Source organism: Bradyrhizobium sp. 521_C7_N1_3, from assembly GCF_052075975.1.
GTDB classification, from domain to species: domain Bacteria; phylum Pseudomonadota; class Alphaproteobacteria; order Rhizobiales; family Xanthobacteraceae; genus Bradyrhizobium; species Bradyrhizobium japonicum.
On record NZ_CP197232.1, the window covers coordinates 152,641 to 174,669 of the forward strand.

Below are 22,029 nucleotides of genomic sequence, written 5' to 3' on the forward strand. Positions count from 1 at the left end.
GGGGCGCCGGAGTGGGCTTCGGCGGCGGCGGGATGTTCTTTCGTACTGCCGCGTCGCCTAGCGACGGAGAATTCCTGTAAGCCATAACCGGGGCGGCGCTGACCGCCGCGAACAACGCCGCGGCGATCATCATTCGATACATCATGATCTTTGTTCCTCTTCAAAATCCGTCCGGGAGGAGTGAAAAATTCCAGCCGATGACGGTCGCGGCTGAGAATCTGTTGGCTGAGCGGTTCATTGCGATTTCTTCTGCAGAGGTGCGGCCAGCTTGGCGGGAGGCGCTTGGGTCTGGGCTTGTTGGGTCTGGGCCTGAACCTGAGCCCGCGGCTGCACGGATGCTTCCGGTGTGGCGATGGCGATCCCGAACAAACGCCACTGCCCGGTTACGACCTGGAACGTGAGATCGAACTTGATCTGCTGCGGCTGGGTTGGAATGTAACCTGCGAGGCGCAGCATTCCCCGTTGATCGAGTGCTGGTGCATCGGTGAATTGCGGCGCCAGCAACGCCGCGCCGTAGAGATCGAAATTGCGACGCCGCAGGTCGAGAAAATTCAGCCCGAGATCGGCGGCGGTGTTGCGCGCCTGGAAATCGGGCGCGGCGAGATCGCGGAGCACCGTGTAATTGCCGGTGCGGTTGGCATCGTTGAGCGTGAGCAGCGTCGAGCGGATCAGATAGAGCGTCTGTTCCAGCGTCACGGGCAGGGACGGTTGCACGGGAGCAGCCGCCGGCGCAGGCGCCTTTTGTTGTGCTGCCGCCCTGTCATTCCCGCAGGAGAACAGTAGCGCCAGCGCAATCAGGGCACGCGCCACCGGCTGCATGGAATGACCACGCATACCGTCACCAGCCGACTCGCATTCCGACGCGTCCGCCCAATCCGCCGCCATTCGTGCCGTAGGTCAGGCCGCCGCTGGCCTGCACGTGCTCGCTGACGCGGAGCGCGGCACTCATGGAGAGCGCGTTGGTGTTCTGAAACGTGCCCCAGTTCATGGTCACCGCGACCTTTTCAGACGGCATCAGCCACGGCGAGCCGGACATCGCGAAGGCCATCGCGACACCGTTGATCGCCTTGCCGGTCCTGCCGTCGAGGTCGTTGAGGCGGGCATTGATGCCGGCGAGCTGATTGTTGATGCCTGCGATGTCGCCGGAGCTGGCGAGCCCGAGCGCAGCAAGCGACGTGGAAGCGAGATTGCCGGCGGCGTCCGTGGTGACGAGTTGGGTCGGCCCGGATTGTGCGGCCGTGCTCGCGGCCGAGGCGATGCCGGCCATCGTGTAGGTGTTGGTCGCGGTGCCAAAGACCTGCTGGTTCGCGCGCGTCGCGGTGGCGCCAGCGCCGATCGCGGTGGAGTTCGCGAAGGTCGCCGACGCGCCGGCGCCGAAGGCCGACGCGTTCGCACCGGTGGCGGTGGCAACGTTGCCCACCGCGGTATTCGCGACGCCGTTTCCGCTCGCGTTGGCGTCGGTGCCGATCGCGACGTTTGCGCTGCCGGTGCCGTTTGCCAGGGCGCCAGCCCCGCTCGCGGTGTTCCCGGAATTGGCGCCGCTCGCGTTGGAAAGATAACCGTTCGCCGCGTTGAAGCTGCCGGCGCCACTGGCATTGGCGCCGTCGCCGGTCGCGACGTTTCGGCTTCCGGCCCCGCTCGCGTTGGCGTTCAAGCCGGTCGCGACATTGGAGCTGACATTGCCGCTGGCGTTGGCGTTGGTTCCGGACGCGACGTTGTTGCTGGTGTTGCCAACGGCATTGGCGTTCGCCCCGGTCGCGATATTCTGGCTGCCGGTGCCACTGGCGTGGGCGCTGGATCCGACCGCGACGTTCTTGCTGCCGTCACCGCTGGCAATGGCGTCAAACCCGCTCGCGGTGTTGGAGCTGTTGTTGCCGTTGGCAAGAGCTTCCCCGGTCGCGGTGTTGATGCTGTTGTTGCCGCTGGCATTGGCGTTGTCCCCGACCGCGGTATTGACGCTGCTATTACCGCTGGCGTTGGCGAGACCAACGGCGATGTTGCCACTGACGTTGCCGCTGGCGTTGGCGCCAAACCCGATCGCGCTGTTATTGCCGCCTGTGCCGGTCGCATTGGCATTGGTTCCGCAGGCGAAATTGCCGCCTGATCCGGTTGCCGTCGCACCTTGCGCGGAGGCGGCAGTATCGACGCACACGAACTGCGCCCGGGCTTGCGGAGCGCCCGCACCAGTCGCGAGCGCGGCAATGAGTGCGGTTGCAAGGAACGCGCCTGCTCGCGTCCGGAATACGACTGAAATATTCATGTTTAGTCCCCACCATCCCCCAATTGGCCATTGGGGAGCGCGCGCCGCGGGGGATTTGTAGGCAGACCGCCGTCAATCCCGGCGTCAGTCCAGCGTGACAGCAGCGTGACTCCTGCACGCGTGACATTCAAAGTATGTCAAAACATGTAAGGTGTGGCTCCGGGGATACTATCGCCGAGCCACGTTCGCCATTGGAGTGAGAGACTACGTGCCGCTTCCGAGATTTGGTCTTTCGCTGTTCGGGCGCTTTGAGCTGACGACACATGACGGCGTGGTTTCGTTGCCGGGCCGGAAGCTTGCGGGATTGCTGGCCTATCTGGCCTGCACCGCGCCGCGCCGCCAACCGCGCGAAAAGCTCGCGAACCTGCTGTGGGGTTCGCATTTCGAGACCCAGGCGCGGCAGAACCTGCGCCAGAGCCTGGTGCGGCTACGCCGGATTCTCGGGCAGGACTCCATTCTAAGCGACGATAATGACGTCTGGCTCGCGCCCGGCGTGATCGATTGCGATGCGGTCCGCTTTGAGATGTTGACCGTCGAGGGCAGCCGCGCGTCGCTGGCCGCGGCCGCCGATCTCTACCGCAATCCGCTGCTGATGGATTTGAACATCGAAGAAGACGCGTGGTCGGAATGGCGCGACCAGCAGCGGGAGCGGCTGGATGGCCTCGCGGTCGATTCCATGGTCAGGCACGGCCAGCACGCGCTGCAATCCGGACATGCGGAATCCGCGCTCAGGAATGCCAACCGGGCCATCGCTGTGAATGCCTTGCGTGAGGACGCTCATCGACTGGTCATCCAGGCGCTCAACGCCACCGGACGCAAGGCCGAAGCACTGAAACGCTATCAGGATCTCGTCGCGCTGCTCAAGCGCGAGCTGAATACAGAGCCCGACGCGGTTACCCAGGCGCTCGTCGCGGAGCTTCGCAGCGCCAAACCATCCGGTGCAGCGCGGACGAACGAGCCCCTGAATGGCGTTCACCCGCGGGAGACCGAAATAGCCGTCGCGGAACGCGACGACGATGCACCGCCTTCGGGATCGCTCCGCCCGGGCGGCCGGCAGCAGCGCCAGTTGACGATCATGGCCTGCCATTTGATCGGCGCGATGACCCTGTCCGCGGAGCGCGACCCCGAAGATATCCACGACCAGATCATCGCATTCCATCAGGTCGCGGCCAGGATCGCGGCGCAATTCCAGGGCTTCGTCGCCCAGCACCAGGGCAATGGAGTCCTGATCTATTTCGGTTATCCCGCGGCCCGCGAGCACGATGCCGAACGCGCCGTACGCGCGGGCCTCGCCATCGTCGACGCGGTCCGCACCTTGGAGGCAACGGCCGGTACGGCACCGCGTGCGAGCGTGGGGATTGCAACGGGGCTCGTGGTGATCGGCGAAAAGCCCGGGCCCGGCGATCTGCGCCAGCACGTTGCGATCGGCGAGACGCCGGACCTGGCGACGCGGCTGCAGAGCGCGGCTGGGCCGGGCGAGGTTGCGATCGCGGCGAGCACGCGGCGGCTGCTCGGGCAATTGTTCGACACGCACGCGCTTCCGGATATCGCGGTCAAGGGACTACGAGAACCTGTGTCCGCGTGGCAGGTGCTTGGCGAGGCCAAGGGCGTCAGCCGTTTCGATGCGCGGCGCGCCGATGCATTGTCCGCGCTTGTCGGCCGCCAGGAGGAGATCGAGCTGCTGCTGCGCCGCTGGAATCAGGTGAAATCCGGCGCGGGCCGCGTGGTGTTGATCTCGGGCGAGCCCGGAATCGGCAAGTCGCGTATCGTCGAGAGCGTGCTGGCGAGGCTCGAGGACGAGCACCACAGCCGCTTGCGCTATCATTGCTCTCCGCATCATACACACAGCGCGCTCTACCCGTTCATCACCCAGTTCGAACGTACCGCCAATTTCGAGCCCGGGAGCAGCGCCGGCGCACGCATCGACAGGCTGGAATCCCTGCTCGCGGCCGCAACGAAGAATCTGCCCCGCGATGTCACGCTGATCGCCGAGCTTCTCGGCGTGCCCTCGGACGGACGGGTTCCGGTCCTGGCGATCTCCCCGCAGGAGAAGCGGGAGATGACTCTCAACGCGCTGCTCAACCAGCTTTCAGTCGGAACGGAGCAGGCGCCCGGGCTGATCGTGATCGAGGACGCCCACTGGATCGACCCGACATCGCTCGACCTGCTCGACGCGATGGTGCGTCGCGCCGCAAATCTGCCGCTGCTGCTGCTCATCAGCATCAGGCCGGAATTCCAACCTCCCTGGATCGGCCAACCACATGTGACGCTGCTGCCCCTCAGCCGCCTTGGCCGCAGCGACAGCGCCGGCATCATTGATGATGTTGCCGGGGACAAGCCCCTGCCCGAATCCGTCGTCGAGCAAATCCTGTCGCGCACCGACGGCATACCGCTGTTCATCGAGGAATTGACCCGCACGCTGATCGAGCAGGCGTTGTTGCGCGAGGCATCCGACATCGAAGGGTCGGAGGGACCGCGACCGTCGCTCGCTATTCCGGCAACGTTGCAGGCCTCGCTGGCCGCTCGCCTCGATCTGCTCGGCACGGCGAAGGACGTGGCTTCGATCGGCGCTTCGATCGGGCGGGAATTCTCCTACGAGCTGATCGCCGCAATATCCGCGCTGCCCCCTGTCGATCTGGACGCCGCGCTTGAACGGCTGACGGCCTCCGGCCTCGTCAGCCGCCGTGGCTCGCCGCTCCAGGCGAGCTACACGTTCAAGCACGCGCTGGTCCAGGACGCCGCCTATGTCGCGATGCTGAGAAGCCGCAGGCAGCAACTGCATGCCGATATCGCCAAAGTCCTCATCGAGAACTTCCCGGCGCTGGCCGAAAGCCAACCCGAGATCGTGGCCCATCATTTCACCGAGGCCGGGCGTGCCCGCGAGGCGACCGACCACTGGATCAACGCGGGGCGGCTCGCGCATGCGCGATGGGCCAATCGCGAAGCGGCCAGTTTCTTCGAGCGGGCGCTGCGCGGCCTCGAAACGCTGCCGCAGGCCCGGGACACGATGGAGCAGGCCATCGATCTCAGGTTCGACCTGAAGACCTCGCTGTTTCCGCTCGGCCAGTTCGCGCGCATCGTCGGCTATCTTCGCGAGGCCGAAGCACTGGCGAGACGTCTCGACGATCCCGGTCGGCTTTGCCTCGCGTCCGTTCACATGTGCCAGACACTCAGCCTGAGCGGCCATCCGCAGGACGCTGTCAAGTTCGGACGGGACGCCCATCTTCTCGCGGAAGAGCTGGGCGAACTTTCGCTCCGGGTCTCGGCATCGCTGTTTCTCGGACTCGCCTGCTTCTCGACGCTGCACTACGGCGAGTCGGAATCTCATTACCTCAACGTGCTGGAGCTGCTCGACGGCGAGGCCAGCCTCCAGCAATTTTCCCTCGCCGGATTTCCGGCGGTCACCGCCCACGGTTTTCTCGCCCGCATCTACGCCGACCAGGGCAAGTTCGCGCGCGGAATCGCTCACGGCGAGGAAGGCATCCGCCTCGCCGAGGCGGTCGATCACCCCTACAGCCTCGGCATCGTCAGCTGGTGTTTTGCCGATCTGCTCGCGTCCAGGGGCGAGCTGAGCCGCGCAGTCGTGGTGCTGGAGCGCGGACTGGCGGTGGCGCGCGAGTGGAACCTGCCATTCCTCGTCGCAGGCAATTCCGGCAGCCTCGGCCACGCTTATTCCCTGCTGGGGCGAACGGCTGAAGGCCTGCCGCTGATGGAGCTGGCGCTTGGGGCCTTCGAGAAGATGGGGCATCGATTTGCCCAGGCGCTGTTCCTGCCGCCTCTGGGGGAAGCGTACCTGCTCGCGGGCCGGCAGGCGGATGCTCTCAGGGCTGCCAGGCGGGCGCTGACGCTGGCCCGTGAAAACGGCCAGCGCAGCGGCGAGGCGGCCGCCCTCCGCCTCCTGGGCGAAGCTTCCAGCGGCGACAGCTCCCCGGACCAGGCCGAAGGTCACTACAGGGCGGCGCTCGCACTCGCCGATGAACTCGATCTCCGCCCGCTCGCCGCGCGCTGCCATCACGGCCTCGGACAATTGTATCTGCACGCGGGACGTCCGGATCAGGGTCGCGACGAGCTCATCACCGCGACGACGATGTACCGTGAGATGGGGATGCGATTCTGGCTGGCGCAGGCCGAAGCGGAGTTGAGCGGACTGCCGGACTCGCTGTTGCATGGATCCCACAACCCGGCGTGAGCTTCATGTTCCGGCGGAACGAACGGGCTGCGGCCCATGAAAATCGTCCCGGCCCACCTTATCTGCGAGTCTCTTCCCCCGCTCGCCATGAATCGAGACCCATGACCGAACAGACGCTCGCCGCGCCTATCGACGATCCATCGGACCGCCCGCGCGGCTTTTCGCGCTACCAGATGCTCCTGATCGCGCTGCTCGCGTTCACGCAGTTCACGATCATTCTCGATTTCATCATCATGTCGCCGCTCGGCGCCATCTTGATGCCGGCGCTCGACATCACGGCCGGGCAATTCGGCGTCGCGGTCTCGGCCTACGCGTTCAGCGCGGGACTATCGGGGATCCTGGCTGCCGGCTTTGCCGATCGCTTCGACCGCAAGCGCCTGCTGCTGTTCTTCTATGTCGGCTTCACGCTCGGGACCCTGCTCTGCGCGGCGGCGCAGACCTACCACGTGCTGCTGCTCGGCAGGATCGTGACCGGATTGTTCGGTGGCGTGATCGGCTCGGTCGTGCTGGCCATCATCACCGATTTGTTCGCGCTGCACCTGCGCGGCCGCGTGATGGGCTTCGTCCAGACCGCGTTCGCCGCGAGCCAGGTGCTCGGCATTCCCGCCGGGCTGTTTCTCGCCAATCACTGGAACTGGCATGTCTGCTTCATTGCGATCGTCGGTCTGTCGCTCCTCGCAATCGCCGTCATCATCTTCGCCATGGAGCCGGTCGACGCGCATCTGAAACTGAAGCAGGACAGAAACCCGTTCCGCCATCTGATCGCGACCGTCGGACAACCGCGCTATACGCTGGCCTTCGCCGTCACGACGCTGCTGGCGACGGGCGGGTACATGCTGATGCCCTTCTCCAGCGCCTTCACGGTGCATAATCTCGGCATCGACATCCTGCATCTGCCGACGATCTATCTCGTCTCCGGCCTGTTCAGCATCGTCACGGGACCGCTGGTCGGCAAGGCCAGCGACGCGTTCGGCAAGTACCCGACCTTCGTCTTCGGCAGCGTGGTGTCTGTCATCATGGTGCTGATCTACACTCATCTCGGCCACGTCTCGCTCGCGACCGCGATCCTCGTCAACGTGCTGATGTTCGTCGGCATCTTCTCGCGCATGATTCCGTCGCAGGCGCTGATGTCGGCGATCCCCGACCCCAGCCAGCGCGGCTCCTTCAGCGCCGTCAGCGCCTCGCTTCAGCAGCTCTCCGGGGGGCTCGGTTCGGTCCTCGCCGCCGCCATCATCGCGCAACAACCGGATGGTTCGCTGCTCCATTTCGACCGGATCGGCTACGTCGTCGTCGCGTCGGCAATCGTCTCGCTGGTGGCGATGTACTTTGTGCAGAAGGCGGTGGCGGAACGGACCGGGAGACGGGTGGTCTGAGGCCAGGTTATTGCTTTACGCTGGCCGGGAAAATGAGCGACTGATCGTCGATCTCCTCATCCGGGAGCTGATGGACGCCCGCCATGGCATGCAGCTCGACCAAGGACGGCATGGCGGCGGCGGACAGCTCTATCGCGCGAGGTTGCGTCCTGAAGATTAGGGCAGAAGCGGCGATCAGAGCTGCAACGACGAAACAAGCGATCAGCGACCGGCGCATATGGCGTCTCCCACGTCTATGTGGAGAACAGAAAGCTTAACAAACAATAATGACCGCTAAACGCGGGCACTCGACTCGGCAAACGCCGTCGTCGCGGACTCCTGCACGAAATGATCAAGGATGCCGGCGGCACCGAGTGCGACAACAGCGGCGAACAGACAGGCAATAATGAAAACGCGCATCCTGTTGATCCCTACATTTATAATCTAGCACGCTCCCAAACGGATTTGTGCGGCGCCCGTACAAAACACCGTGTTCAGCCCGGAAGCGCGAAGGCCTCCGCCTCGATATCGACAAACGTCCGTCCGAGCGCGCCAACGGCGGCATAGAAGTCAGCCGAACGCGCCCGCTCGAGATCATCGAAAAAGCGCCTCATCCAGCGTGAGACATGCTGATCAAAGAAGAGGCGCTCGGCGCCCGCCGGCGCCAAAATGCTCCCGCCGGCAAGGCCAGCCATGATCTCACAGAGAAATCCCGCGTGATCTTCAGGCTCCGTACGCTCCGGAGCCTTTTCGACGCCGAGACCCCCGAGGGTTTCCCGCAACCGCGCAAGTGGACGGCCATACAGTGTATCGGACAGGTAGTGTGATGCATAAGGCAGCAGCGACCCCTTGCCCAACCCTGCAAAGAGGGCGAAGAACTCGCGCGATGCGGCCTGCTCATTGGTCCGGCGCGCTGCATCCGCCAGCGCCATGTGCGCCACGCCCATCGGGCTGGCATCGCCGTGCAATGCAGAGAGCCGGTGCAGCAGCTGCGCGTCCGGGCCGCGCGCCAGCAATGTCGCCAACAGCGCATATTCCTGCGCCCGGGCGACGTCGAACTCATCGACGATACGCACTGAAGCGGTTGTTGAAGTTGGATCCATCATTGTTCGATCGCGCAAGACATACAATCCTGCCGGTTGCTAGCGAGGTAATGCGCTGCCATGACGTCGTGTTGGCTGGGAGGGCGGCTCTCCGGCAGCAGCCCTAACGGACTGCATGCTCTGGTTCCGCTCCCGGTCCGGTCGTGCCGTGGCATCATCGGGCAGCGATTGAGCTGCCCATGTCGTCGGCTCGAGACCGGGCTGTTCGGCATCGCGCCGTCCTTGCGGAATGAGCTCGGTTGACGGCGGCACGTCCGCAAGCGCGTCACCCACCTGCTCGAGCCCCTTCGACATCTGCGCAACGAGATCGGCGACGTTGTCCGCCGGATCGAGCGGGCCAAATCCGGGAATTGCGTTGGGATCGTTGAAATCCCACTGGTTCTCCGCAATCCCGATGAAGTCGCGGATCGCAGGGTCGGCTGCCCAGGCACGGCGCAGTGCCAGGCGCGTCAGTTCGGCCGGAACGCCCGTCTGCAGGAACGCCGCAATGTCGGTGTGAGCGGTGATAGATTCGATCGACGGCAAACTGGCGAGATCGAAAGGCCGGTCTGTCTCGTCATTCGCTACGGACGGCTCGGCAGCCTGCTCCTTGTCTGCCGGAGCAAGTTCAGCGGTTTGGCTTTTCGAGGCTTGCTTGAGCCGCGCCCAGCGAACGAAGACGCTAGTCTCTGACATTGATCTCTCTCATGCCGTTGCTAACGATTGCGCTGCCGTTTGACGAATGGTCGTTCGACATGATGCTCGGCGACGAACCGGCCGACGATCTCGGAAATGCCTGGTGGCATCGGCACGGCTTCGACCAGATTGCTGCCTGCATCGGTAAACGCCTCGCCCTCCGCCGGATCGGCCGTGACCGCGAGCAGCTCGTAGGGCGGCTCGGAACCGGTCGGGCGCAAATTGACCCACAGCGTGGGCGAGCCCGACGTGAGATTTTCGCGATAGTTGGTGGTTTCGGTCCGGTGCAGCTCGATCACGGCATCACCGGCATAGAACAATTTGACCTCGCCTTCGCCCCCAATCGGCGTCCACGGCTTCGCAGTCGGCTCTCCCGCGAACACCGAGACGGGCCGCCACAGAAAATCGGCCCACGCACTCTTCGCCTTGCGCCGCTCGATTGCGACACCGACAGCAATGCGTGCAAGACTTGTCGATATCAATGTGCCCTCTCGCGATCGAGACGTGGTTCCTGCTTCCGCAACCTATCCAGCGACGCCGCGCTCGCCCCGGCGAGAGCAGTAATCGTGCGCTCACGATACGGGCGTCGTCTTTTCCGATACCCGGAGTATATACTCCGGGGGTGAACGGGCCAGTAGGTGGCCGCTCTATTTTGGGAGCCGCGAGATATTGTGACCGTCATATCCGACACCGGCAGGCGCCTCCTGATCTGCTCATGCGAAGGGACGATGCCGCTCGATGCAGACGCAATTCGCCGCGGCTGCCGCGGTGAAGTGACGGCAGCGACGCAGCTCTGCGGCGCCGAACTCGGCCGATTCAAGGCTGTCGCCGCCGAAGATGGTCCGCTCACGGTGGCCTGCACGCAGCAGGCGGCGCTGTTTTCGCAGGTTGCGGCTGAAAATAATCGTGCGAATTCGATACAGTTTGCGAACATCCGCGAGACCGCCGGATGGTCCGGCGATGCCGACCGCGCGGGACCGAAAATGGCCGCGCTGCTGGCCGCCGCGGCCGAAGTCGCCGCACCCGCGCCGCTGGTCCAGCTGGAAAGCAGCGGAGTCATCCTGATCTACGGCCGCGACGAGGCCGCGATCGAGGCTGGCGACTTGCTCAGGGAGCATCTCGACGTCACCGTGCTGATTGCGCCACCCGCCGCGATCGCACCGCCACGTAACGCCGACTATCCGATTGCCAAAGGCCGGATAACGAGTGTCAAGGGTCACCTGGGCGCGTTCGATCTGGTGGTCGACGATTTCGCCGAAGCCGCACCGTCCTCGCGTCGCGCCCTGACGTTCGGCCCCTCGCGCAACAACGCCCGTTCGAGCTGCGACATCGTCCTCGACTTGAGCGGCGGGCCTGCGCTGGTTCCTGCCGACCTACGCGACGGCTATCTGCGTGCGGATCCCGGCAGTCCCGCAGCAATCCTCCAGGCCGTGCTGAAGGCGCGCGACCTCGTCGGGACCTTCGAGAAGCCACGCTACATCACCTTCGACGCCGGACTTTGCGCGCACTCGCGCTCGAAGCGGACCGGCTGCACCCGCTGTCTCGATTCCTGTCCGGCCGGCGCGATCACACCTGCCGGCAACCATGTGGCGATCGACGCCGACATCTGCGCGGGCTGCGGCCAATGCGCGACCGCCTGTCCCACCGGCGCCGCGTCCTATGCGCTGCCGGCGGAAGACGCGCTGGTCAGAAAGCTGCGTGCCTTGCTGCTCGCATACCGTCAGGCGGGCGGCGAGCGGGCCGTTGTCCTCGTCCATGACGAAAGCCACGGCGGGCCGCTGATCGACGCGCTGTCGCGGTTCGGCGACGGCTTGCCCGCGAACGTGCTGCCGTTCGCGGTCAACGAGGTCACGCAAATCGGGTTGGAGAGCATCATCGCGGCTTTTGCCTATGGCGTGTCGGCGGTGCGTTTCCTGCTGCGGGCCAAGCCGCGCCACGACGTCTCCGGATTGACGCGGACGGTCGCGCTCGCCGATCCGATCCTTGCCGGACTCGGCTTCGGCCCGGCCCGGCTTTCCGTCATAGCGACCGACGATCCGGACCATTTGATCGAAGCGCTCCGCACCGCGCCGGCCGACGCCCCCACTCCGCGCCCTGCGAGCTTCCGCGCGGTGGGCGGCAAGCGCGACGTGCTGCGCTTTGCGCTGGCCGAACTGCACCGCGCGGCGCCCGCACCCGTCGATGTCATTCCGTTGCCCGAAGGCGCGCCGTTCGGGGCCGTCGAGATCGATGCTGCCGGCTGTACGCTTTGCCTGTCCTGCGTGTCGGTCTGTCCGACGAGTGCCCTGCGCGACGACCCCGAGCGCCCGGCATTGCGGTTCGTCGAAGACTCCTGCGTCCAGTGCGGGCTGTGCCGGACGACGTGCCCGGAAAACGTCATCACACTGGTTCCGCAGATTGACTTCCGTGCCAGTCGGGCGCCGACCCGGGTTCTCAAGGAAGAGGAGCCGTTTTGCTGCATCCGCTGCGGCAAGCCATTCGGCGTCAAGAGCAGCATCGAGCGTGTGGTGGCGAAGCTCGAAGGCCAGCACTGGATGTATTCGGGCTCGGCGCAGCGGCTCGACGCCATCAAGATGTGCGGCGACTGCCGCGTCGGCTTCGTCGCCGAACAAGGTTTTGAATCTTATGGCGCATCCGGCCCAACCGTCCGCACCACCGACGATTACCTGCGGGACCGGGACGGGAAGCGCGACCCGGACGGCCGCTCCAACTGAATTGCCCGGTCAGGGTAGCCGGAGCGCCATCGCGCTATTCGGCCGGTGTAGCCGAAGCTTGCCGGCCTTCCGCTTCGAGCTTTTCGGCGAGCCAGCGGTCGTGATGCTCTCTCGCCCAATTGATATCGACCTCGCCGGTACCCATGGCTTCGAATGCGCCTTCCATGCCGAGCGTGCCGATATAGATGTGTCCCAGGATCAGCGCGATGAACAGGATCGCGATGACGGCGTGGGCGACCTGGGCGATCTGCATGTCCGCTATGTTGGTGCCGTAGAAGGGAAACAGCAGCACGAATCCCGACGCGGAGACCAGGAGGCCGGCTGCGACCGACAGCCAATAGACCATTTTCTCACCGAGATTGAAGCGGCCCGCAGGCGCATGTTTCGACTTGATGAAGCCGCCACCCTGCTTGACCCAGTCAATATCGACTCGCTTGAACAGATTGTCCCGGAAGAAAAGCACCGTGATCAGAACGAGGCCCGCCACGAAGGCGAAGCTCGTGAAATTGTGCACGTACTTCGCGACCTGGGAGATGTCCGAGAATAGATCCGGGCCGACGAGGGGCAGCAGCAGGACCTTGCCGAAGGTGATGTTCAGGCCGGTCAGGCCGAGCAGCACGAAAGAAACCGCTGTCAGCCAATGCGCGAACCGCTCGAAGGCCTTGAAACGGACGATCGTCTGGCCGGAACGCCCCGCCTCGATGCGAAGCCGGCCCATGATCAGATAGGCCAGCGCGAGCACGGCAAGCATGCCGAGGATCACCAGCGCCCCACCCCAGTGCAGCAGGACCTCGTGGAAATAATCCCAGGTCCGTCCCGCCGGCTGCATCAACACGCTGGCTTTGACATCGGGGATGTCGATCCGGCCCTGGATGCGCGGCACCTGCTCGAGAAGCGTCTTCTGATTGGTCACACTGGCGGTCGGATTGGGCGCCCCGTCGGGACCGAGCTTCTGGGCGAGGACCGGAGCTGTCGCGAGACCGAACAGCATCAACAACAGCGCTGCGAAGCGAATGCGTGCGAAAGCCGTCATGGCGGATACCCAATCTTCGTCGCTGATCGTCGGCCTTCCATCGCGGTAAACGCAGGTCCCCTTACGACTTGACGTCCTCGTGATAGGCGGTTGTCCAGCCCCAGGCTCCGGAGCCGTAGCCGCGCTTCTCGACGCGCTCCTCGTAGATCTGGGCGATGATGTCGCCATCGCCTGCGAGCAGCGACTTGGTCGAGCACATCTCGGCGCACATCGGCAGCTTGCCTTCGCCGAAGCGGTTCGAGCCGTATTTCGCATATTCTTCGGCGCTGCCCGGCGCCTCCGGTCCGCCGCCGCCCGCGCAATAGGTGCACTTGTCCATCTTGCCTCGCGAGCCGAAATTCCCGACCTGGGGATATTGCGGCGCTCCGAACGGACAGGCGTAGAAGCAATAGCCGCAGCCGATGCACAGATCCTTGTTGTGCAGGACGATGCCGTCTTCGGTCGGGTAGATGCACTTGACCGGACACACCGACGCGCAAGGCGCATCGGTGCAATGCATGCAGGCCATCGACACCGACCGCTCGCCCGGCTTGCCGTCATTGATGGTGACGACGCGCCGCCGGTTGATGCCCCAGGGCACCTCGTTCTCGTTCTTGCAGGCGGTCACACAGGCATTGCAGTCGATGCAACGGTCCGCATCACACAGGAATTTCATGCGTGCCATTGGTCTAACCTCTCATGCGGCCCTGATCTGACACAGCGTGGCTTTCGGCTCCTGCATGCCGGTGGCAGGATCATAGCCATAGGTCGTCAGCGTATTGACGCTCTCGCCGAGCACGATGGGATCGGCTCCCGCCGGATATTTCGCCCTGAGATCGGCGCCCTCGTACCAGCCGGCGAAATGGAACGGCATCCAGGCAACGCCCTTGCCGACGCGTTCAGTCACCTGCGCCTTCATCCGGGCCCGCGAGCTGTTCTCTGCACCGGTCACCCAGACCCAGCCGCCATCGACGATGCCGCGCTCGGCTGCGTCCGCCGGGTTGATCTCGACGTACATGTGCTGCTTCAGCTCGGCGAGCCATCTGTTGGACCGCGTTTCCTCGCCACCGCCTTCGTATTCAACCAGACGACCCGAGCTCAGGATCAGCGGGAACTGCTTCGAGATCGCGCGATCGACGGCGGCCTTCTGCACGGAGAAGCCGATATTGGGCACGCGGAATTGCTTCGCGTCCGGCAAGGTCGGATAGTCGGCGACGAGGTCGGGACGCGGCGTGTAGATCGGCTCGCGATGCACCGGAACCGGATCGGGAAGATTCCACGCGATCATGCGCGCCTTGGCGTTTCCGTAAGGCGAACACCCGTGTTCGATCGCGACCCGCTGGATGCCGCCGGACAGATCGGTCGACCATGACACCTTGTCGGGATCGGCCTGATTGATGCGCTCGATCACCTCGCGTTCTTGCGCCGTGAGGTCCTTGTCCCAGCCGAGTTTCTTCAGCACGCCGAGGGTGAACTCGGGATAGCCGTCCTTGATCTCCGAACCGACGGAGTACGAGCCTTCGGCAAGAAGATTGTCGTGATCTTCCCGCTCCACCTCCTGCCCGTTCTCCATCACCTTGCGCTTCACGACGCGCTCGACTCCGAACCGCGCGCGGAAGGTGCCGCCGCCCTCCTTCACCGGAAGATTGGTATTGTAGAGGATCGGCGTGCCCGGATGCCTGTACTCGGGCGTGCCCCAGCATGGCCATGGCAGGCCGTAATAATCTCCACCAACCTCCGGATCGTCCTTCGGTGCCCGCAGCGTCACCAGATCGAACTTGTGCTGGTTTCTCATGTGCGCCTTGAGCCGCTCCGGCGACTGTCCGCAATAGCCGGTGGACCAACCGCCGCGGTTGATCTCGCGCAGGATGTCCTCGGCCGAGACCGCGCCGTTCTCGACCTTGATGTTCTTGAACATCAGGTCGGCAAATCCGAACTTGCGGGCGAACAGGTACATCGTGTCGTAATCGTTCTTCGATTCGAAGACCGGATCGACGATCTTTTCGCCCCATTGCAGGGAGCGGTTCGAATTGGTGCGCGAACCTTCCATCTCGAAGCTCGTGCAGGCCGGCAGAAGGTAAGTGCCGTTCTTGCGCTCCGACAGCACCGACCATGCGGTCGGATAGGGATCGCAGACCACCAGCAACTCCAGCTTCTCGATGCCCTTCACCGCTTCCGGCATCCGCGTGATGGTGTTGACGCCATGGCCCATGATGAACATGGCCTGTACCGGATTGGGCTGGCTGACCTGATTCTGTGGCAACAAGGTTGCGTCGAACCAGCGCGTGCTGGGAATGCCGGGCGTTTCCATCAGCTTCTTGTCGGGGAAGCGCGACTTCATCCAGTCGTAATCGACCTCCCATACCCGGCACCAATGCCGCCAGGCCTCCTCGGCAAGACCGTAGTACAGCGGCAGCGACGTGACATCGAGACCGAGATCGGTTGCACCCTGCACGTTGGTGTGGCCGCGGAAAATGTTGGCGCCTGCGCCGGGCACCCCCATGTTGCCGGTGGCGAGCAGCAGCAGGCAGCTGGCGCGGACATTGGCGGTGCCGGTGGTGAATTGAGTCTGCCCCATCGCCCAGATCAGGGTGGACGGCCTTTGTTTGGCGAACAGTTCGGCGACGTGCCTGACCTGCGCCTCCGGCAGGCCGGTCACGCGCTCGACCTCCTTGGGCGGCCACTTCGCAACCTGCTTCCGGACCTCATCCAGGCCGTAGACGCGCTGATTGAGGAATTCCTTGTCCTCCCAGCCATTCTCGAAAATGTGCCACAGCATGCCGTAGATCGTGGCGATATGCGTGCCGGGACGAACCCGGACATACTCGGTCGCGTGAGCAGCGGTCCGCGTCATCCGGGGATCGACCACGATCATGTTGGCGCGGTTGAGCTCCTTGCCCTCAAGAATGTGCTGCAGGGAAACCGGATGGGCCTCGGCGGGATTGCCACCCATCAACAGGATGGTCTTGGCGTTGCGGATGTCGTTGTAGCTGTTGGTCATCGCGCCGTAGCCCCAGGTATTGGCTACGCCGGTGACCGTCGTGGAGTGGCAGATCCGCGCCTGGTGATCGGAATTATTGGTGCCCCAGAACGCCGCAAGCTTGCGATTGAGATAAGCGGCCTCGTTGGTGAACTTGGCGGAGCCAAGCCAATAGACCGAGTCGGGCCCCGCCTTCTGGCGGATATCCAGCAGCTTGTCGCCGATCTCGTCGATCGCCGTCTCCCAGGAGATGCGTGTCCACTGTCCGTTGACGAGCTTGACGGGGTAACGCAGGCGTCGCTCGTTCAACACGTCATCGCGAACCGCCGCACCCTTGCAGCAATGCGAGCCGCGATTGATCGGACTGTCGTAGTCGGGCTCCTGCCCAATCCATACGCCGTTGGCGACCTTGGCGATCACCGAGCAACCGACCGAGCAGTGCGTGCAGACGTTCTTGCGGGTCGTGACCGTTGCGCCGACGGGTGGCGGCGGACCGGCTTCGGCCTTGCGCACGCTGTGCAGCGCGAGCTCGCCCACCGTGGCCAATGCGCCGGCCGTGACTCCAGAGCGCTTCAGGAACGTCCGCCGGTCCAGTTTCGTCGATGCTTCATCGGCCGCCGCATCGAAAAGCCTGGCACGCTCCGGACGACGTTCGGACTTCCTGGTCAGCACGGAAGTCTCCTATCGAGCGGGATAGCTGTTGACGCGATAGAAATTCCTGACTTCCTGGGAGTCAGGTCGATAGCGAGCCCTCCGCTTCTGATCGAGATCAACGGGTTTTGCGGAAGCCGACGCCGGCAACAATTGGCCGGCACCCAACGCACCGGCACCGACAATCGTCAGCCGAAGCAGGTCGCGTCGAAGAAGCTTTGGCACTTGATCATTCTTCAACGAAGCACACTCCCTGTCGGGTTAGGCCTTCCCGAAGGCTATCCGAGTTTTGCGCCGGACATCAATCACAGACCAGCGTTGCATAATCTGCAGGAGCGGCCGTGCACGCAGCTTTGCGCTCGTGTTACCGCAACAAGCGGTCAATCGTCGTCAACATCATTGTTATCAGCCGTTCGGCTCCGCAGATTGTCGTGCGAATTGGAAACGGCGAAACAGCGAGCAGATCAATTGCCGGATAGGTGACGTCACACGCGTCGCGAGTGACGAACTCGCGATCGATACGAATGACGCGTCGACATCGTGAGCGATCGCCGAAATCCGCGTTGAGTCGAGAGGCCATTTTGGGCGAGACGTCGTCCCATGCGAAGGGCGCCCCCTCGCCGGTTGGCGCTCAAAGTGAGCGCCTGTTACCGGGCGTGATTTGAGAATCACTGGCATCGGGGCACGAGCCTCGGCCCCGGTACAATTGCGCGTGCCGCGCACGGGGCGCATCTCTCGGCGCGAATGACAAGGATGAATCCGAAGTCCGCGTCAGGTCCGTGATGGCAGGCGGCGGCAATCCGGCCGGAATGCGCTGCAGGAATGACCGACAGAGAGCCATTCGGCGCATCGGGGGGCCACAGCCCTTCGTTGCACAGCGAAGGGGCACGCAACACAAGGATGCGATTTATCTATCTGGAAATGCTGGATATCCAGAAAAAGCTGGTGCCCAGGAAAGGACTGGATCGCCACCGCCAAAATACGCAGATATTGCTGGTCTTTTGAGCTAACCGGCGAACACTTGTGTACCGGTTACGTGTACCGCTCGCAATACCGACTGCGCGGCGATTAACCATTCCTGGTCCCGGTCTGGTCATCGCGATCGCACCGTTAGGCGCATCCGCTCGTATGTCCGATTTTGGGGTAAGACGGACCAACACAGAGCTGTCGACGTCGGCCCAGGGCAACTAGGCGACACTGGCTTAAGGCCGGAGCAAAACGCGGCGCTTGCGACCTACTTTGCGAAGCTGTCGGCCTCCTGCCGTTCAATGAGAAAACAGCACTGGAATCGGCGGCTTCGTCAGGATGCTTCGGGTTGCGCCTCCCAATATGAACTCACGTAAGCGCGAATGGCCATAGGCGCCCATGACGAGGAGATCCGCTCTGCGGGACTCGATCTGCGCTGCAAGAACGTCGCCGATGGCCCGTCCGGCGGCATCCACCTCCTCGACGATCACATCGATTCCATGCCGCGACAGGTTCTTGGCCAGTTCGGATGACGATCGCTTGCCTGGAATCACTTTCTCGTTGGTCACCGTGAGAACGTACACTTCTCGCGCCTTCTCTAGAATCGGAATGCCATCGGAGACAGCGCGCGCGGCCGCGCGGCTGAAGTCCCAGGCAACGATAACTCTGTTCAGTTCGACCGGCTTGGAGGCTGGAGTTTCAGGGAGGGCAAGGGTCGGCCGCCCCGACCCAAAGACGATGGCTTCGGCATGCCATTGATCATAAGATTCCGGCACCGGCACGATCGTTAGGTCACGTAGCCGCGCATATTCCGCCAACAGCTCCGGCACTTCGAATGTCAGGCAACGCTCAAGAATGATCTCGCGCTGCACGCCGAATTTCTGAGCGGCCGCCTCAAACGCCGCCAGCAGGTCCTGTGCGTTCCTTCTGCTCTTGTGAGCCTCGCTGGCCACGATGGCGCCGAGATTGCCAGCGCCGGACAGCAAGCTGCCGGGAACCTGTACATGAGCCTCGCATGAGATCGCCGCTATGTGTGCGCCAAAAAGCGAGGTTAGCGATACGGCCCGATCAATCACTGAAACCGGCGTCGGGTCCGGATAGCTGGTAAGGGTGAGCAAAATGTCTCTGATGGCCATCGGCATCTCCGGAAAATGCATTTTTTGAAGGTACCCGGCGGAAAGTTCGGACAGTTTGATCTAACTCAGATCAGCGCCATCAGCTTTCACAGCAAACGGACACCGGTAAAGAGCTGAGTTTCGCGCAACCCGGCCTAGCCCTAAATGTCCGCGCCGATCCGCTTCTTTAACCCGAAGGACGCGCGCGCAGCCGCCACTTCCCATAGGTTCACAGCCAGTTTGCGTCCCTCTTCCAGAAACAGCACGCTCGCCGCCATGATGAACGCGATTCCGAGATCTGGCCACGATAGAGGAACGGTGCCGAACAGCGCCGAGGCCGGCCCCCAGTAGATGGCCAATCCCTGCAACAGAACCACAACGGCAAGAGACAGCCAGAGCATCCAGTTGTGGAAGAACCTCTTGTTGAAGCTCGTGCCCCGCTCCGCGCGGGCGTTGAACACGTTGAACACCTGGAACAGGACGAACGTGGTGAACGCCAGCGTGAGGGCGTACTCGCGCGGATGGTGTTGCAGCCCGTACCAGAGCAGAACCAGCGTTCCCACCGTCATTGTGGTCCCGAATGCCAGGATCTTGCCTAGACGAGGGGCCGACAGGATCTGCGCGTCGGGACGGCGGGGCGGCTCATGCATGAGGCCCGGACGCGCTGAATCGAGCGCGAGCGCTACGGCCGGCGGTCCATCCATGATCATCGCCACCCATAGGATCTGAATCGGCGTCAACGGATCGGGAAAGCCGAGCAGCGGCGCCGTGAACACCGTCATGATCGCCGCGATGGTGGTCGAGAGCTGGAAGCGGACGAACTTGACGATGTTGTCGTAGAGCGCTCGCCCCTCCCGGATGGCCGCCGTGATCGTGGCGAAGTTATCGTTCGTCAACACCATGGTGGCCGCCTCCTTGGCCACCTCGGTTCCGGTCCGGCCCATCACGACTCCGATGTCTGCGCTCTTAAGCGCCGGCGCATCGTTGACACCGTCGCCGGTCATGGCGACCACATGCCCCTGGGCCTTCAGGGCCCGGACGATCCTGACCTTGTGCTCCGGTGCGACGCGGGCGAACACCGCAATGCCATCGATCCGTCGGCTCAGGTCCTCCTGCGTCAGTCCTTCAAGCTCCGCACCCGTAAGTGCGCTGCCCTCCAGGCCGAGATCACTGGCGATAGCAGAGGCCGTGTCGGGGTGATCGCCGGTGATCATCTTAACGCCAACGCCCGCCTGGCGGCAGGCCGCGATAGCTTCGCGCGCCTCCGGCCGGGGCGGGTCCACGATGCCGACAAGCCCGAGCACCCGCAGGTCGCGGATCTCCGGCACGGCGAGCCGACCAGGATGGAAACCGGTTTCAGGGATGATCGCATCCGCGATCAGGAGACCGCGCAGCCCTTGGCCGGCCAAGGCTTGGTACTCCCCGAGGAGCCAAAGCCGCTCCACATCGCCGAGCGGCACGGTCCCGCCATTCTCCAGGAACTGAACGCAGCGCGCCAAGAGAACATCCGGGGCCCCCTTCACGTAAATCCAGATGCCGTTCTGTTGCCGGTGAGCCGTCGCCATGAACTTGTGCATCGAGTCGAAGGGCAACTCCGCGATCCGGGGGTGTCGGCGGCGGATCTCCTCCACATCAAGGCCGGTCTTGCCGGCTAACACGACAAGGGCGCCCTCGGTCGGGTCTCCAATCAGCTCCCCGTCCTTGAGCGCGCTGTCGTTGCAGAGCACGGCCGGCACTAGCAGGGGCGCCAGGTCAGGCGGCGTTCCGCCCGATGTCTGGGCGATCTGGCCCTCCAGGCCATAGCCTTCGCCCGACACGGAGAAACGGTCACGCCCGAACGTGAACGCCCGCACGGTCATCTGGTTGACTGTCAACGTCCCGGTCTTGTCCGAGCAGATCACAGTCGCACATCCGAGAGTCTCGACACTGGCCAGGCGCTTCACCAGGGCATGCCGCTGAGCCATCCTCCGCATGCCAAGGGCCAGCGTGATCGTGACCACCGCCGGCAAGCCCTCTGGGACGGCCGCCACGGCAAGCGAGATCGACTCCATCAGGACGTGGAGCGGCGCTTCGCCGCGGGCGAGAGCGAGCGTGAGCAGGACGGCCACTAGCGCAAGCGCAATGAGGCCGAGGCGCTTGCCCGCGGCATCCAGCTGCTGCTGGAGTGGGCTTCGCGGCTCCCGGGCCTCCGCCAACTCATGCGACAGGCGTCCTATCGCGGTTGCCATGCCCGTCGCCGTCACCGCAATCTCGGCGCGCCCGCGGGTCGCGACAGTGTTCATGAAAACCATGTTGCGCTGGTCGGCCAGCGGCGTGCCCACCGGCAAGCAGACGTTATCCTCCTTGGTGACAGGCTGGGATTCGCCGGTGAGTCCGGATTCGTCCACCTGGAGTCCAGCAGAGAGGGTCACCCGCCCGTCCGCGGCGACCTTATCCCCGGCCTCGACCAGGAGGATATCACCGGGGACCACGGCCTGCGCGGGTATCTCCTGCACGGCTCCGTCGCGGCGCACGCGCGCTTTCCGGGGCAGCATGCGGCGGAGCGCCAGCAAGCTGCGCTCGGCCCGATACTCCTGATAGAAGCCAAGCGCAGCATTGAGGATAATCACGGTGAGGATGACGGTGGCATTCTTGAGATCACCCGCCACCCCAGCGATGACCGCGGCCGCCGCCAGGACCAGGATGAGCACGTTCTTGAACTGGACTAGCAGCACCGCAAGCGGCGAACGGGGCGGCGCCTCGCTCAGGCGGTTTTCTCCCGACGTTGTGAGCCGCCGCGCTGCCTCGGCCGCATTCAGGCCCGCTTCCGTCGAGGCTTCCAGGGCCTTGACCACTTGTTCCCAGGAGAACGCGTGCCATTCCGCCCCGGTTGTGAGATCTCCGTCACGGCTTTGGGCGGGGGCAGTTTTGTCCCGCATGATCAATCTCTTCTCCGGCCAACCGCGCCCGGCGACCAGTCTGGCGATGGCCACCTTGAGCGTGCCAGCCTCTGTTCGCGAACAGGTGGCCGTA

At 64.0% G+C, this 22,029-nt stretch carries 16 protein-coding genes; 4 read left to right on the forward strand and 12 right to left on the reverse strand.

Annotated elements, in window-relative coordinates; genetic code table 11:
- Positions 1-234 precede the first annotated feature (234 nt).
- Together AB7008_RS00655 and AB7008_RS00660 are read right to left on the reverse strand one after the other, a co-directional pair.
- The gene (locus AB7008_RS00655) at positions 235-819 is read right to left on the reverse strand and encodes a hypothetical protein (RefSeq protein ID WP_248880731.1); all 585 of its coding nucleotides are present in this window, start codon (positions 817-819) and stop codon (positions 235-237) included.
- Positions 820-838: 19 nt separating this feature from the next.
- The gene (locus AB7008_RS00660) at positions 839-2,260 is read right to left on the reverse strand and encodes a beta strand repeat-containing protein (protein ID WP_304492204.1); all 1,422 of its coding nucleotides are present in this window, start codon (positions 2,258-2,260) and stop codon (positions 839-841) included.
- A gap of 208 nt (positions 2,261-2,468) precedes the next feature.
- Here AB7008_RS00660 and AB7008_RS00665 point away from each other — a divergent pair, with 208 nt between their 5' ends.
- Both AB7008_RS00665 and AB7008_RS00670 read left to right on the forward strand, forming a co-directional pair.
- Positions 2,469-6,449 carry an AAA family ATPase gene (locus AB7008_RS00665; RefSeq protein ID WP_441258260.1) on the forward strand — a complete coding sequence of 1,327 codons (3,981 nt, stop codon included), beginning with the start codon at positions 2,469-2,471 and terminating at the stop codon, positions 6,447-6,449.
- A 101-nt stretch (positions 6,450-6,550) separates the two neighbouring features.
- On the forward strand, positions 6,551-7,822 hold the full coding sequence (locus AB7008_RS00670; RefSeq protein WP_441258261.1) for an MFS transporter: 1,272 nt from the start codon (positions 6,551-6,553) through the stop codon (positions 7,820-7,822).
- Between the two features lie 7 nt (positions 7,823-7,829).
- Here the strand turns inward: AB7008_RS00670 and AB7008_RS00675 are convergent, their stop codons facing one another.
- The 5 genes from AB7008_RS00675 to AB7008_RS00695 form a co-directional block, all read right to left on the reverse strand.
- A complete protein-coding gene (locus AB7008_RS00675; RefSeq protein WP_441258262.1) occupies positions 7,830-8,039 on the reverse strand; it encodes a hypothetical protein in 210 nt (69 codons plus the stop codon).
- Between the two features lie 56 nt (positions 8,040-8,095).
- Entirely contained in the window at positions 8,096-8,221 is a 126-nt protein-coding gene (locus AB7008_RS00680; protein ID WP_256376444.1) for a hypothetical protein, read from the reverse strand.
- A 74-nt stretch (positions 8,222-8,295) separates the two neighbouring features.
- Positions 8,296-8,907, reverse strand: coding sequence for a TorD/DmsD family molecular chaperone (locus AB7008_RS00685; RefSeq protein ID WP_441258263.1), 612 nt, complete (start codon positions 8,905-8,907; stop codon positions 8,296-8,298).
- A 36-nt stretch (positions 8,908-8,943) separates the two neighbouring features.
- Positions 8,944-9,579, reverse strand: a complete 636-nt coding sequence (locus AB7008_RS00690) for a DUF3306 domain-containing protein (protein ID WP_441258264.1) — start codon at positions 9,577-9,579, stop codon at positions 8,944-8,946.
- Positions 9,580-9,599: 20 nt separating this feature from the next.
- Positions 9,600-10,061: a DUF3305 domain-containing protein gene (locus tag AB7008_RS00695; protein WP_248880745.1), complete on the reverse strand. Its 462-nt coding sequence runs from the start codon at positions 10,059-10,061 to the stop codon at positions 9,600-9,602.
- Positions 10,062-10,307: 246 nt separating this feature from the next.
- On the opposite strand from AB7008_RS00695, the gene AB7008_RS00700 reads away from it, so the two are divergent.
- Positions 10,308-12,293, forward strand: a complete 1,986-nt coding sequence (locus AB7008_RS00700; protein ID WP_441258265.1) for a 4Fe-4S binding protein — start codon at positions 10,308-10,310, stop codon at positions 12,291-12,293.
- 34 nt (positions 12,294-12,327) lie between these two features.
- On the opposite strand, the gene AB7008_RS00705 is transcribed toward AB7008_RS00700, so the two are convergent.
- The 3 genes from AB7008_RS00705 to AB7008_RS00715 form a co-directional block, all read right to left on the reverse strand.
- A complete protein-coding gene (locus tag AB7008_RS00705; protein ID WP_041957215.1) occupies positions 12,328-13,326 on the reverse strand; it encodes a formate dehydrogenase subunit gamma in 999 nt (332 codons plus the stop codon).
- 61 nt (positions 13,327-13,387) lie between these two features.
- Complete coding sequence (fdh3B, locus tag AB7008_RS00710; protein ID WP_028155471.1) at positions 13,388-13,990, reverse strand: formate dehydrogenase FDH3 subunit beta; 603 nt, start codon at positions 13,988-13,990, stop codon at positions 13,388-13,390.
- 12 nt (positions 13,991-14,002) lie between these two features.
- Complete coding sequence (locus AB7008_RS00715) at positions 14,003-16,957, reverse strand: formate dehydrogenase subunit alpha (protein ID WP_441258266.1); 2,955 nt, start codon at positions 16,955-16,957, stop codon at positions 14,003-14,005.
- An 801-nt stretch (positions 16,958-17,758) separates the two neighbouring features.
- On the opposite strand from AB7008_RS00715, the gene AB7008_RS00720 reads away from it, so the two are divergent.
- Positions 17,759-17,941 carry a hypothetical protein gene (locus AB7008_RS00720; RefSeq protein ID WP_441258267.1) on the forward strand — a complete coding sequence of 61 codons (183 nt, stop codon included), beginning with the start codon at positions 17,759-17,761 and terminating at the stop codon, positions 17,939-17,941.
- A 260-nt stretch (positions 17,942-18,201) separates the two neighbouring features.
- On the opposite strand, the gene AB7008_RS00725 is transcribed toward AB7008_RS00720, so the two are convergent.
- Positions 18,202-19,038 (reverse strand): universal stress protein, encoded by an 837-nt coding sequence (locus tag AB7008_RS00725; RefSeq protein WP_441258268.1) that lies wholly within the window; start codon positions 19,036-19,038, stop codon positions 18,202-18,204.
- Between the two features lie 140 nt (positions 19,039-19,178).
- Positions 19,179-21,935 carry a cation-translocating P-type ATPase gene (locus AB7008_RS00730; RefSeq protein WP_441261170.1) on the reverse strand — a complete coding sequence of 919 codons (2,757 nt, stop codon included), beginning with the start codon at positions 21,933-21,935 and terminating at the stop codon, positions 19,179-19,181.
- Positions 21,936-22,029 lie beyond the last annotated feature (94 nt).

Excerpts from the sequence above, each read along its gene's own strand:
- AB7008_RS00655 (WP_248880731.1), bottom strand. The coding sequence starts at position 819 with ATGCAGCCGGTGGCGCGTGCCCTGATTGCGCTGGCGCTACTGTTCTCC.
- AB7008_RS00660 (WP_304492204.1), bottom strand. The coding sequence starts at position 2,260 with ATGAATATTTCAGTCGTATTCCGGACGCGAGCAGGCGCGTTCCTTGCA.
- AB7008_RS00670 (WP_441258261.1), top strand. The coding sequence starts at position 6,551 with ATGACCGAACAGACGCTCGCCGCGCCTATCGACGATCCATCGGACCGC.
- AB7008_RS00675 (WP_441258262.1), bottom strand. The coding sequence starts at position 8,039 with ATGCGCCGGTCGCTGATCGCTTGTTTCGTCGTTGCAGCTCTGATCGCC.
- AB7008_RS00680 (WP_256376444.1), bottom strand. The coding sequence starts at position 8,221 with ATGCGCGTTTTCATTATTGCCTGTCTGTTCGCCGCTGTTGTCGCACTC.
- AB7008_RS00685 (WP_441258263.1), bottom strand. The coding sequence starts at position 8,907 with ATGATGGATCCAACTTCAACAACCGCTTCAGTGCGTATCGTCGATGAG.
- AB7008_RS00690 (WP_441258264.1), bottom strand. The coding sequence starts at position 9,579 with ATGTCAGAGACTAGCGTCTTCGTTCGCTGGGCGCGGCTCAAGCAAGCC.
- AB7008_RS00700 (WP_441258265.1), top strand. The coding sequence starts at position 10,308 with ATGCCGCTCGATGCAGACGCAATTCGCCGCGGCTGCCGCGGTGAAGTG.
- AB7008_RS00705 (WP_041957215.1), bottom strand. The coding sequence starts at position 13,326 with ATGACGGCTTTCGCACGCATTCGCTTCGCAGCGCTGTTGTTGATGCTG.
- fdh3B (WP_028155471.1), bottom strand. The coding sequence starts at position 13,990 with ATGGCACGCATGAAATTCCTGTGTGATGCGGACCGTTGCATCGACTGC.
- AB7008_RS00720 (WP_441258267.1), top strand. The coding sequence starts at position 17,759 with ATGACCGACAGAGAGCCATTCGGCGCATCGGGGGGCCACAGCCCTTCG.
- AB7008_RS00725 (WP_441258268.1), bottom strand. The coding sequence starts at position 19,038 with ATGGCCATCAGAGACATTTTGCTCACCCTTACCAGCTATCCGGACCCG.
- AB7008_RS00730 (WP_441261170.1), bottom strand. The coding sequence starts at position 21,935 with ATGCGGGACAAAACTGCCCCCGCCCAAAGCCGTGACGGAGATCTCACA.